The sequence below is a fragment of the Marinoscillum pacificum genome, assembly GCF_024714495.1.
Taxonomy (GTDB): Bacteria; Bacteroidota; Bacteroidia; order Cytophagales; family Cyclobacteriaceae; genus Marinoscillum; species Marinoscillum pacificum.
Map to the genome: position 1 here is coordinate 252,818 of NZ_JAMZMJ010000005.1, position 13,094 is coordinate 265,911.

The 13,094-nt window shown below is 39.6% G+C and carries 13 protein-coding genes and 1 tRNA gene; 6 read left to right on the forward strand and 8 right to left on the reverse strand.

Features of this window, described 5'->3' with window-relative positions; all coding sequences use genetic code 11:
- Positions 1–33: 33 nt before the first annotated feature.
- The 4 genes from pnp to NXS00_RS14075 form a co-directional block, all read right to left on the reverse strand.
- Positions 34–2,175, reverse strand: coding sequence for a polyribonucleotide nucleotidyltransferase (gene pnp / locus NXS00_RS14060; RefSeq protein WP_258099855.1), 2,142 nt, complete (start codon positions 2,173–2,175; stop codon positions 34–36).
- Positions 2,176–2,295: 120 nt separating this feature from the next.
- On the reverse strand, positions 2,296–2,565 hold the full coding sequence (rpsO, locus tag NXS00_RS14065; RefSeq protein ID WP_258099856.1) for a 30S ribosomal protein S15: 270 nt from the start codon (positions 2,563–2,565) through the stop codon (positions 2,296–2,298).
- Between the two features lie 77 nt (positions 2,566–2,642).
- Positions 2,643–4,343, reverse strand: coding sequence for an LptF/LptG family permease (locus NXS00_RS14070; protein ID WP_258099857.1), 1,701 nt, complete (start codon positions 4,341–4,343; stop codon positions 2,643–2,645).
- 61 nt (positions 4,344–4,404) lie between these two features.
- On the reverse strand, positions 4,405–4,797 hold the full coding sequence (locus NXS00_RS14075; protein WP_258099858.1) for an START-like domain-containing protein: 393 nt from the start codon (positions 4,795–4,797) through the stop codon (positions 4,405–4,407).
- Positions 4,798–5,142: 345 nt separating this feature from the next.
- Here NXS00_RS14075 and NXS00_RS14080 point away from each other — a divergent pair.
- The 6 genes from NXS00_RS14080 (at position 5,143) to NXS00_RS14105 (ending at position 8,665) form a co-directional block, all read left to right on the forward strand.
- Positions 5,143–5,216 (forward strand) — tRNA-Met (locus NXS00_RS14080).
- 176 nt (positions 5,217–5,392) lie between these two features.
- Entirely contained in the window at positions 5,393–5,647 is a 255-nt protein-coding gene (locus NXS00_RS14085; RefSeq protein ID WP_258099859.1) for a GIY-YIG nuclease family protein, read from the forward strand.
- A gap of 215 nt (positions 5,648–5,862) precedes the next feature.
- Entirely contained in the window at positions 5,863–6,327 is a 465-nt protein-coding gene (locus NXS00_RS14090; protein WP_258099860.1) for a hypothetical protein, read from the forward strand.
- Between the two features lie 91 nt (positions 6,328–6,418).
- Positions 6,419–7,273, forward strand: coding sequence for an ion transporter (locus tag NXS00_RS14095; protein WP_258099861.1), 855 nt, complete (start codon positions 6,419–6,421; stop codon positions 7,271–7,273).
- A 70-nt stretch (positions 7,274–7,343) separates the two neighbouring features.
- Positions 7,344–7,904, forward strand: coding sequence for a DinB family protein (locus tag NXS00_RS14100; RefSeq protein ID WP_258099862.1), 561 nt, complete (start codon positions 7,344–7,346; stop codon positions 7,902–7,904).
- An 89-nt stretch (positions 7,905–7,993) separates the two neighbouring features.
- A complete protein-coding gene (locus NXS00_RS14105) occupies positions 7,994–8,665 on the forward strand; it encodes a hypothetical protein (RefSeq protein WP_258099863.1) in 672 nt (223 codons plus the stop codon).
- A gap of 19 nt (positions 8,666–8,684) precedes the next feature.
- On the opposite strand, the gene argJ is transcribed toward NXS00_RS14105, so the two are convergent.
- From argJ to argB, 4 genes are read right to left on the reverse strand one after another with little or no spacing between them, the layout of a single operon-like run.
- Positions 8,685–9,902: a bifunctional glutamate N-acetyltransferase/amino-acid acetyltransferase ArgJ gene (argJ, locus tag NXS00_RS14110; RefSeq protein WP_258099864.1), complete on the reverse strand. Its 1,218-nt coding sequence runs from the start codon at positions 9,900–9,902 to the stop codon at positions 8,685–8,687.
- Positions 9,903–9,925: 23 nt separating this feature from the next.
- Positions 9,926–10,963 carry an N-acetyl-gamma-glutamyl-phosphate reductase gene (gene argC, locus NXS00_RS14115; protein ID WP_258099865.1) on the reverse strand — a complete coding sequence of 346 codons (1,038 nt, stop codon included), beginning with the start codon at positions 10,961–10,963 and terminating at the stop codon, positions 9,926–9,928.
- Positions 10,964–12,160, reverse strand: coding sequence for an aspartate aminotransferase family protein (locus NXS00_RS14120; protein ID WP_258099866.1), 1,197 nt, complete (start codon positions 12,158–12,160; stop codon positions 10,964–10,966).
- A gap of 3 nt (positions 12,161–12,163) precedes the next feature.
- On the reverse strand, positions 12,164–13,018 hold the full coding sequence (gene argB / locus NXS00_RS14125) for an acetylglutamate kinase (protein WP_308709192.1): 855 nt from the start codon (positions 13,016–13,018) through the stop codon (positions 12,164–12,166).
- Positions 13,019–13,094: the final 76 nt, after the last annotated feature.

Sequence of the window (13,094 nt, forward strand, 5' to 3'; positions counted from 1 at the left end):
TTCCGGCCGATGGTCTATCACCACTAAATTTAATTAGCTTTCCTCTTTCTTTTCCGGTTTAGGCAATAAAACTTTTCGTGATAAGCGGTATTTACCAGTTTTCTTATCGATATCGATAAGTTTCACCTTAATTTCTTCGCCTACCTCTAGTACGCCTTCAACTTTCTCTACACGCTCCCATTTGATCTCAGAAATGTGTAGCAAACCGTCTTTACCTGGTAGTATTTCTACGAAAGCACCGAATGGCATGATTGCCTTCACTTTACCTTCATACACTTCACCAATTTCAGGAACAGCTACGATCGCCTTGATTCTTCTTACTGCCTCGTCTAAAGACTCTTTGTTAGCAGCGAATACACTTACAAGACCACCTTTATCAGTTTCTTCGATCGTAACAGTAGCCCCAGACTCTCGCTGAATCTCCTGAACAATCTTACCACCTGGTCCGATTACCGCACCAATTTGATCTCTTTCAATGTTGATTTGAACAAGTCTTGGAGCGTTCTCTTTCATTTCATCTCTAGGAGCCGCAAGTGTCGTTTTCATCTCGTTCAAGATGTGTGTTCTACCTCTGTTTGCTTGCGCTAAAGCTTCCTTCAATACATCATAAGAAAGACCGTCGATCTTGATATCCATCTGACATGCAGTGATACCTTTATCTGTACCGGTTACTTTAAAGTCCATATCACCCAAGTGATCTTCATCACCTAAGATATCAGACAATACTGCATATCTTCCTGTTTCGCTATCAGAGATCATACCCATAGCGATACCTGACACTGGACTCTTAAGTTTAATACCAGCATCCATCAATGCCAATGCACCAGCACAAACTGTTGCCATAGATGATGAACCATTTGACTCAAGAATATCAGATACTACACGAATAGTGTATGGACTATCTTCTGTAGGGATCATTGGTTTCAAAGCTCTCATAGCAAGGTTACCATGACCAACTTCTCTTCTTCCAGGACCTCTGTTTGGTCTTACTTCACCAGTTGAGAAACCAGGGAAGTTGTAGTGAAGGATGAATTTGTTATAACCAGAATGAATTGCTCCATCGATCATCTGCTCGTCCATCTTAGAACCTAAAGTAACAGTAGTCAATGACTGAGTTTCACCTCTAGTGAATACTGCTGATCCGTGTGCAGTAGGCAATACATCTACTTCACTCCAGATAGGTCTAACTTGCTCTAAGTCTCTTCCATCAAGACGTTTCTTAGTATCCAACACACAGTTTCTCACTGCATATTTCTGAACGTCATGGAAATATTTCTTTACAAGGAAGCTATCTAACTCTTCTAGTTCTTCTTCAGAGAACTGAGCAAGAAACTCTTCTTTTACCGCAGCAAAAGCTTCGCCTCTTTCGTTTTTGTTAGCAGATCCTTGTTTAGCGATTTCGTAACATTTATCGTAACAGAAATCTTTAATTTTCTTTTCTAGCTCTTCGTCTTTAGGCTCGTGATCGTATTCACGTTTTTCAGTCTTACCTAATTCTTGAGCCAATTCGATTTGTGCCTGACACTGAATCTTGATCGCTTCGTGAGCCACTTTGATACCTTCTAGCATCTCGTCTTCGCTCACTTCCTGAGATTCACCCTCCACCATCATGATGTTTTCCATGGTACCAGCCACGATCAAATCAAGATCACAACCTTCCATCTCCTCTGGAGTTGGGTTTACCACATAAGCACCATCTTTAAGGATCACACGACACTCCGAAATAGGACCATCGAATGGAATATCAGAAACTGCTAATGCTGCAGATGCTGCCAATGCTGCTAGAGCATCTGGCAATACTTTAGGGTCAGCAGAAATCAATGAGATCATTACCTGCGTATCAGCATGGTAATCAGAAGGGAAAAGTGGTCTAAGCGCTCTATCTACCAATCTACTGATCAATACTTCGTAATCAGATAGCTTACCTTCTCTCTTCAAGAATCCACCAGGAATTTTACCTGCAGATGCGAATTTCTCTTGATAGTCTACTGAAAGTGGAAGAAAATCCACTCCTTCTTTTGCGTCTTTACTAGAAACTACGGTAGCTAAAACCATGGTGTCACCCATTCTCACTACCACAGAGCCATCAGCTTGCTTGGCCAGGCGGCCAGTTTCAATAGAGATCTCTCTACCATCAGCTAATGCAAATTTTTTAACCGTGTATTGAGGCTTCATAAAATGTTGAGTATTAAAATAGTGATAAGGAGCCTCTTACTTTTTACTTTTTTCTCCAGGCGCCTTAGATAAAAAAAAGGGAATCCTTGAGTTGAATTCCCCTATTATTTTCTTCTTAAATTACTTACGGATTCCTAGTTCCGCGATAATGCTTCTGTATCGCTCGATATCCTTTTTGGTTAGATAATCAAGCAATCTTCTTCTCTTACCTACTAATTTCATCAAGCCTAATCTTGTAGAGTGATCTTGCTTGTTTGCTTTTAAATGCTCAGTGAGGTGATTGATACGGTGTGTAAAAAGAGCAATTTGTCCTTCTGCAGAACCTGTATCTTCTTTTCCTTGACCGTATTTGGTGAAGAATTCTTCTTTCTTTTCCTTCGTTAAATACATTCTTTACTTTTTCTCTTGTTGTCCCTTAAAATCAAAGCGCAAATTTAAATGCTTTAATTTTAAAAACAATAATACTATTACTTACTTTTATTAAATCTAGCTTTTAACTTATCGATCCAGATGTTGTAGAAATCCGTATCGAACAATCTCGCATCTATTCTGGCCTGCCTCAAAAAGAACAGACCTATCGGAAGCAAAGATAAATCAGCTACCCAAACTGCAAAAGCCGGATCGATTAAACCTTCTTTCGCATTTTTCTCAAATATGATATTGATGATGTAATACGTTAGGAAAAACAGGATAGAAACTATCACTGGAACTCCCATTCCACCTTTTTTAATAATAGATCCTAATGGAGCACCTATCAAAAACATCACGATACAGGCAAACGCCTGACTATATTTCTTCCACTTCTCAATGATCCAACGGTTCAGATCACGATCCAGGTTATCTACACGAGAGCTCACCGAACTCAAATTCACCTTAATATTCTGAGCCTGGTTTTTCGCAGTTTGCAATAAATCCACCTTATTGGATTTTGCATTTAAGTAGTCCCAACTTAACGTGTCAATCAAAACCTGAGCAGTAGCTTTATCATTTCTGCGTGTATTTTTCAATGCTGTCGCACGGTCGATTGAATTTCTGGAAAGTTGTTCTCTCTTAGTGCGTGCTATATCTACTCGCTCTCTGATTGCTCTACCCTTAACTACAGAATCCTTATCCTGAACCTCTTCATTTTGTTGCTGCCACAATTCCCAATCAGGCAACATCGAAGCTTGCAATTCAGTTTTAACACTGTCTTCATCCTGGATTTCTTCTTGCTTTTCTTTTCTAAACTTAGCATCATACTCATCCACTATTTTCTTAAGTGGAATCTCAACGGAATCCAGATGATAAGTAAAGAAGCCCTTCGCATTTCTGAAGAAGCCATATTTTGTTTCTAACACTGAAAATCTCAATGAATCAATATCCTCCGTCAGTTCAGCAATATTCTTCATCTGACGATTATTCTGAAACAACTCTTTCTTCGTACGCTTCAAATCAAAAGAAGACAAGTTGAACACCATATCCATGCGATCAAACTTGGTACGATAGAAATCATCTACTTCTGCACGGGGTTTAGGCTCCTCGCTGTAATAATTTCCATTATACAATTCGAGCTTCAAATAGCGCTCATTGAGAATCATATACATCCTAGAGGAATCAGCCAGAATCACACGATTATTACCTCTTCCTCCAGTATGGTCATAGATAAGAACTTCTTTTAGCGTCTCATTGTCAGGTAATTTTTCCTTTACCTTAATGCTGTAGTCAGGAATACCATTGTAAAACACACCTTCCTTGATATCGAGACCCGGCTTTTTGTGCTTGATATCATACAGTAAACTATATGCTTGCAAATTAGCCGCTGGAACTACGTAGTTATTGAAGTAAAAAGCTCCAATGGTAAGAAGTACCACAAAAAAGAAGATTGGTCGCAAGGCTCTCAACAAAGAGATGCCCGCACTTTTTATGGCTGTTAACTCAAAATGCTCTCCCAGATTACCAAAGGTCATCAAGGAAGAAACCAACACACCTAATGGCAATGCAGCTTGCAACATATTCAAGCTGAAATAAAAAATAAGCTCAGCAAATACGTCGAATCCTAAGTCTTTGCCAACAAAATCATCGAAATACTTCATCATGTACTGAACCACCAAAATAAAAGTGGCCACTACAGTGGTAAGTATAAACGGACTAATGAAAGCCTGAAGTATGAGTTTATCGATCTTGCGCATTGGGTCCGCAAATATGCTTTAAGAAATACAAAAGGGAAAACGCAAGAAAGTTTGAGTTAGTTTATCCTCCTACAATTTCTTTTAGATCATGTATTAAGCTTTCATATAATTCTTCACTCTCTTCTGGATCCATATCACTGTAATCAGTCACACGAATAAATACTTCCTGAGTTAACTCATTCATATCTAGCTTGAACTCAACGTATGGAGGCTCATCTTCATCATCCTCCTCTTCTGTAATGAATTCAAATCTCACATGAGAATTGGTTCTGCTAGACACTATTCTAGCCTTGTTCTCGTCTCCATCCCACAAAAAAGTATAAACTTTATCTTCGTTAATATTAACATCATCTGCAAACCACTGAGCCAGCCCAGAAGCTGTGCTTAAATAAGGATAAAGCATCTTTTTGGATGCATTAATAGGGTATTCACCAATAAATTTTTCCTTCGACATAGGTGAGGAATTTTTAAAATCACGATAAAAAAAATTGAAATCGACAAATTGCTATGATAAAAAGAAAATCTTTTTACATTTGCACTCCTTTTACGGATGTGGCCAGCAGTTGAAGGTCGAAATGTTGCTCAATCGGCGGTTAATATAGGGGATTTGAACGAATTAAAAACAAAATCAAATCAACATTTAATTGAACATCCAAAAGGAAAAATAAAAATTCTGGCGAGATAGTCATGCCTCTGTCGGCAGACAGGCTCAGACTAATTGCTAGGAATGATTAGAGCGTCGGTTCGGCACGCGCAGTGTCATAACACGGAGGTCTAAGGTTCGAAAAAAAATGAATATGGCGAGGTAGCTCAGATGGTTAGAGCGTCGGATTCATAACCCGGAGGTCGGGGGTTCGATTCCCCCCCTCGCTACTAAAGCACTTCAGGAAACCGGAGTGTTTTTTTGTTATCACCAATCCTTTAGAAAGAATTACGTCGGATTCATACGCCGAAAGTCAGGCAGGTATCCGCAAATTGACAAACGGAAGTGCTACCGAGAGCTACAACAGTACTTCAAGAAACTGAAGTGTTTTTTTTATTTTACTATAATGAACTACCGCTTCGTATACGCACTATATTCTAAGACATACAATAAAATCTACATCGGACGAACCTCAAACATTAAAGCTCGTCTCATGAGTCATTATACTGGCCATAAAGGGTATACAATCAAGTTCAGACCTTGGACATTGATCTTCCTCGAAAAATGTGATTCATTAGCTGATTCAATCATTCGAGAAAAACAATTGAAATCTGCTCGAGGAAGAGACATGATCTGGAAACTAATCCAGTCTAAATACTAAAAGTGCCGGATTCATCCGCCAAGAGTCGGATTTATATCCGCCAGCTGGCGGACGGGGGTTCTACCAATAGCTACTAAAGCACTTTAGGAAACTGGAGTACTTTTCTTTATATCCATTATTCAAGCCTGGAATCTGCCTGACTTCCCTAACTGCATTATTTCAAGAATAACTTTAAATATTAACATTAACTTTGCGTTTAGGTTAAAATGAGTGTTATGAAACAGGTTATCTTCTTCAGTCTTTCTACAATTCTACTAATGTCTTCGTGTAAGAAAGACGATCAATCCATTTCTGCTGCCAATATTCTAGGATCTTGGACTTCTACAGAAAACCACATTACTGGCTGTACTGATGGAACAAGTAATGGCACCTTTTCCTTTGACTGTCCGAGTAACGATTGCAGAACTTTTGTTTTTGTAGTAGATACTGCGGTAGTCAACGATGAAAAAATCGTTAGCCAGTATTATTCTACTTCTACCTTCAACAATGGTGTGGCTGTGAATGAATCGGGAACTTTTTCCTTAGGAAGCGGAATCATGACTTTGTGTACAGAAATTGAAGATGAAGAAGTCTGCAGAAATGTAAATATTAATCTTAACGGTGATGTATTGTTGATCTTCAACACCAATGACGATACGGGCTGTGAAGAGCAAACTACTTACGAGCGAGCAACTAATTAGACTTTGATTAGAATACCGTGATTTCGCCTTAATTAAGCCCAAAAGGCTTATTATTGTATTAATCACCATGTCTGAACAAAGCAAAAACCCTTTGCGGTTAATCCTATATCGTCTAAAAAATTTAGATGAGTTAAAGAGATTTCTGGAAACCAAGGAATTTCAATACACTATCATTGGGTTGATACTGCTTAATGCTATCACAATTGGTATTGAAACCTCCCCTACAATCACCAACAGAGTTGGCGCATGGCTCACTCAGATAGACAAGTACATACTCATTATCTTCACACTGGAGATAGCGATGAAGATTGTAGCCTATCGCCATCGCTTTTTCACCAATGCATGGAACCTATTCGACTTCCTTATTGTGGCAATTGCACTAATTCCAGCTGCTGGACCTCTTCACATTCTTAGAACCCTTAGAATATTACGAACAGCACGCCTGATTAAAAATGTACCCAAGCTGCGTTTAATTATAGAATCGCTACTTAAGTCCATTCCAAGTATCGGATGGATAGCGGTTCTGCTATTCATGATCTTTTACATTTTCGCTGTAATAGGAACAGACCTCTATCAAGAAGATTTTCCTCAGTATTTCGGAGATCTTGGTAAAACATTCTTTACTCTTTTCCAGGTAATGACTCTGGAAAGCTGGTCTTCTGGGATTGCACGTCCCATGATGCAGGAGCTTCCAAATGCTTACTTGTTCTTTGTACCTTTCATTCTGCTGGCCACCTACACCACACTCAATGTGTTTATCGCTATTGTGGTCAACACAATGAATGAGTTGAATAGAGCAGAAATGAAAGATGATGAAACCAGAACTCGTGAATTAATTCATGAAGAGCATCACGAAATCCTCGCTTACCTGAAGAGTATTCAGCGTAAAATGAACAGCCTGGAAATAAGACTTGAGGAAAAAGAGAAAGATTCCGAGATCCAATAGCAGAACAAAAATCATATTACTCACAAAATGAATTAACATTCTACCTCGTTAAGTAGTTTTGTATGTAATTATGGAAAACAGATACCTGGACGAGTGGATTATACAAGCTGAAGAAGTACCAGCAAAAGTCGAAAGCCTTTTCAGCAAAATCACCGAAGAAGAATTGAATCATAAGCCAAACCCAGAGCAATGGAGTATTGGTGAGTTGATGGACCACATTATGGTTACCAATTCTTTATACTTTCCAAAGTATCAAAAAATCGTTGAAGGCAATCACCGAAATCCATTTTCTGCACGGTTTGATTATGTGACAGATTTTCTCGGAAAATCCATTCTACAATCTGTAGATCCTGAAAATCCCAAAAAGCTTAAAACCGTAAAGAAATTCGAGCCAGTTAAAAGTGAGTTCACTTTACAAAAGGTAGATGAATTTAAATCGCAGCAAGCAGCATTAATTGATCTAGTAAAGCAAACGGACACGGTCAACCACAACAAGACTTACATCTCCTCTCCTGCTGGACCACTCATAGTTTACTCTCTGGAATATGCTAATCGCATCATATTGTGGCACGAACTGAGACACATTCAGCAAGCAATTGAGCTACTCAAAAAGGAAGTTGTAGAAGCATAACTACAGTTCAGCTACCGAATTCAACAGTTCGGTAAAATCAATTACCAATCAACAATACTAAAGACTTGATTTGAACAAAAATCAAGCTCATGCAAACGCTACTAACATACTCACACGCCACTTCAGGAGGAATCGTTCTTCTTCTTGGTCTACTCAACTTCATCAACAGAACTGGCAATAAAAACCATGTTGTAACTGGACGAATCTATGTCGGTGCGATGTGGTGGATTTGTTTAAGTGCCTTCATTATTATCGCATTTTACCGATTCAGTTTCTTCTTAATGGTTATTAGAGTTTTAACCTTCTATTCATCATTTGTAGGTGTTCGAGTATTGCGCAGAAGAAAGTCCAACAGTGAAAAGTGGTATGATTGGTTAGTTTCAGGATTAACAGCCGTCTTTGGATTGGGACTGATTGGATATGCGATAGCTATATTCATCCAGGTGGGCTCTTTCCATTGGTTAGGAGCACTATCAGTCTTGTTTGGTTATTTCAGCATGAGCAGTGGCATCAGAGATATTCGATTCTTCTTATCCAACAGAAAAAGAGAAGACCTGTGGTGGTTATCTCAGCATATCAATGCCATTGGTGGTAGCTATGTTGCAGCCATCACCGCTTTTGTAGTCCAAAACAGTCGTTTGTTTATGCCTGATGATTACAACTGGTTAGCATGGGTACTTCCCCCAGCACTACTTACTCCTGTGATCTCAGGACTTGCAAAGCGCTACAAACAAAAAAGAGCCAGACTCGCTGGCTCTTAATTGATAAATAGGCAATTGATTACGTGGTATACATTGAATTGAACATCACATAATCGGTTGTCAGGTCTGTCCCCCAGCCTATAGCTGAAGCTCTTCCTTCTCTTAATTTCATTTGAATGATAATCTCGGATTGCTTGAGAATCCTTTTCACCAGGTTCATGTCGAACTCTAGTGGTCTACCCTGCTCTAGCATCTTCACCTCCTCTGTAGAGTTACCTAACCAGAGATCTACCTTTGCTGGATCAAAGTTTATACCACTTCTACCCATAGCTGCCAGCACACGTCCCCAGTTAGGATCACGGCCGAACATGGCTGTTTTCACCAATGAAGAGTCTGACACCACTCGTACGATCTTTCTCGCATCTTCTTTTGACTTGGCTCCATCCAGGCGATACTCAATGAATTTACTAGCGCCTTCACCGTCGGAGATGATCAACTTAGCAAGGTGAGTCATTAGTTCATGAAGCTTCTCTTTGAATGTGATATAGTGTGGATCACTTGTGGAAGTAATCATCTCATTATCAGCTAAGCCATTAGCCATAATACTCGCCATGTCATTAGTAGATGTGTCACCATCCACTGTGATCATATTGAATGAGTCATTTACAGCCTCCTTGAAAGCTTTATCCAGTAGCTTTTGGTCGATATTCAAATCAGTAAAAGCAAAAGCCAACATGGTAGCCATATTGGGGTGAATCATTCCAGAACCTTTCGCAATTCCTCCTATATTGATGGTATTGCCATCAATTTCAAACTCAACAAATCCCTCTTTAGCGAAAGTATCTGTGGTTAGAATAGCATTCGCAGCAAAACTTCCGGCGCGAGAATTTTCAGAAATCTTTTTGACGTTTTCTTTAATTCCTTCAACTACCTCTTCTGTTGGAAAAGCTTTTCCGATGATGCCCGTAGAAGCTACCATTACCTTATTGGTATCGATATTGAACTCTTTGGCAGCTGCTTCAGCCATTGCCAAAGCACCTTCTTCACCCTGTTTTCCAGTTACTGCATTAGCATTACCAGAATTACAGATGATCGCCTGAGCCATATTGTTGGTTTCTTCCAAATGCTTTTTCGTCAACTTGATTGGTTCCGCTACCACCAAATTTTGAGTGAATGTGGCCGACACCTTCGCTGGCACTTCCGAATATAGAATAGCAAGATCACGACGCATGGATTTCACCCCTGTGTGGGCTCCCCAGCATTTGATCCCTCTAACATTCGTTATGTTTCTTATCATGTTCACAATTACAATAGTTTAGTTTATGGTTGTAATGGAGTTATGTTTAAGCCCGCGGTTTCTTCTAACCCGAGCATGATATTCATATTTTGAACAGCTTGTCCTGCAGCACCTTTCACCAGATTATCAATCACGCCAATACTAATGATCGTATTGGTACGATCGTCATAAGTCACGAACAAGTCACAATAATTGGTACCTCTTACCTGCTTTAAATTAGGCAAATCATCACCAACTCTTACGAATGGCTCATTATCATAGTATTCATGATAGAGCTTGTTCAGGTCTTCTGAAGAAATGTCTCTAGTCGGACGTGTGTAGCATGTGGAGAGTATTCCTCTGTCTACTGGCAGCAAGTGAGGTGTAAATAATACCGATGCTTCCGAATTGGCATACTTACCAATGATTTCTTGTATCTCTATCGTGTGACGGTGACTCTTCACGCCATAAGCAGTGAAGTTGTCATTAACTACTGGAAAATGCGTATTTGGTTTAGCTTTAATTCCCGCACCAGTCACACCTGTTTTGGAATCAACCGTAATGTGATTCTTATCAATAATGCCTTCTTTCAGCAAAGGAGACAATGCCAAAATAGCTGAAGTTGGGAAACACCCTGGATTGGCTACTAATTTCGCCTCTGCAATTCGTTTTCTGAACAATTCAGGTGATCCGAATACCGCAGCATCAAACCCTTGCTCAAAATTGTGATCTTTCTTATACCAGGCCTCGTAAACCCCTTTGGAAGACAATCTAAAGTCTCCACTGAGGTCAACAATTTTAAAATCTTTGTCATGGTTTTCCTTCACAAAATCCATGGAAACTCCATGTGGTAATGCTAGAAAAACAAGATCTAATTCATAATTGGGAATATCCTCGATACTCACCAATGTCGGCTCAAATATTCCTCGATACTGCGGATGCACATCTGAGAATCTCTCACCCTTTCTGCTTTCTGACGTAATTGCACTGATATGAATATCCGGATGATTGATAAGGATTCTTACCAACTCTGATCCGGTATATCCGGTAGCTCCTACTATAGCTACGTTAAATTTTGACATTTATCTATGTTCTTTAATTGATTTCAATAATACTTCGATAACTGTTTCTATATCCTCCTGAGGAATATTCAATGGAGGAACCAAACGCACTACATTACCTGCAGTAGCATTGGCTATCACATGATGCTTCAACATCATTGTTGTTACGATTGGCTTTGACTCAACTGTTAGTTCAATCCCTAACATCAAACCATAACCTCTAATTTCTTTTATCTCTGGATAGTCTGCTTTAACAGACTCTATTTTATCTTTTACCCATTGACCTTTCTTTTCAGCTTCTGCCAATAAGTTTTCTTCTTCTATCACTTCGAGATTTGCTAATGCTGCGGCACATACCAATGGGTTTCCACCATAAGTAGTACCATGGTCTCCCCAATCGATCGCCTGACCTGCTTTTTCGGTAGCTAATACTGCACCAATTGGCACTCCAGCTCCTAATCCTTTCGCAAGTGTCATTACATCTGGCTTTACTCCAAAATGCTCATGAGCAAACATTTTCCCTGTTCTAGCTATACCACACTGAACCTCATCAAATACCAATACAAGATTGTGCTCATCACAAAATGCCCTGAGATCTATTAGGAATTGCTTGTCCGCAGGATTAATACCACCTTCACCCTGAATCGGTTCCAACATGATCGCTCCTACTTCATCCGTCACCATCGATTTGATAGCGTCCAAATCATTAAAAGGAGCATGCATAAATCCTTCTGGGATTGGAGCAAAACCATTCATCATGGCTTCTTTACCAGTGGCAGCAACTGTAGCCAGTGTTCTTCCATGAAATGCATTTTTCATGGCAATGATTTTGCTGCCTCTTCCATTTTTGGAAGCGTACTTACGAGCAATTTTGATAGCTCCTTCACCAGCCTCAGCACCACTATTGCCAAAAAACACTCTTTGCATTCCTGACAATTCTGCTAACTTCTTGGCCAACTTCACTTGAGGTTCGCTTAAGAAAAAATTGGAGATGTGCACCAATTCATGGGCTTGTTTACTGATGGCCTCAGCCACTTTGGGGTGACAGTTTCCAACATTGTTCACTGCAATTCCGGCAAGAGCATCAATGTACTCATTACCCTCCATGTCCCAAAGCCTGGATCCACTACCTTTTTTGAATGCTAGCGGATACCTTTTGAATGTTGGTAAATAATATTGTTGATCTAACTGATGTAATTCTTCTGTTGAATAACTCATTGGTTATTTTGATATGATTGTTCCTGTTTGGTTTTGATTAATAATTGCTTCAACTAAAGTACCTTCTTTGGTACCGTTAATGATTCGAGCAGACTTAGCTCCCTGATCCAATGCAATTTGGCAAGACTCGATTTTGGGGATCATGCCGCCTACGATGACTTCATCAAAAAGAGGGGCCAACTCATCATAAGCAAGTTCCTGGATCAAAGAATCTACATCATCTTTGTCCATCATCAATCCATCAACATCTGTCAATACAATGTAATCATCTGCATCAACAGCACCGGCAACTGCACCAGCCATCATGTCTGCGTTGATATTAAAGGTGTGTCCCTCTTTGCTCGGTGCAACACATGCCACCACAGGGATATAATTCTTATCTAGCAAGTCGTTGAGAATCGTAGGGTCAATACTGTCGATATTTCCAACCTGACCTAAATCTATTTGACTGTCTCCATCATGATGATATCTTCTGGAAGCTTTGGCTAGTCCACCATCCTTACCACTTATACCTACGGCACGATGCCCAAGATTATTAAGTAAAGTCACTAAACCTGAGTTTACTTCTCCAAGCAATGTCATCTCGATGTACTTCATTGCTTCTGGAGTCGTTTTCCTGTGACCTCCTATAAATTCAGATTGGATTTTGACTGTTGTTAAAATGTCATTGATGAATGGTCCTCCGCCATGCACTACAACTACGCGCTTACCAGCTTGATGGAGTTTTCCTATGTCTTTCATCACGGAAAGCTTGATCTGATCATTGACCATAGCATTTCCGCCATACTTGATAACTATTGTTTCTTTCTGGTCGATAATACTGTACGTTAAAATTTCAGGATATAAAGAATGCTCTATTTAATAAAGAGGTGAAGAGCATAAAATGTTTGAAAAAAAGCAAATTTAAGCATTTTATTTAACCTCTTCGGAGCAA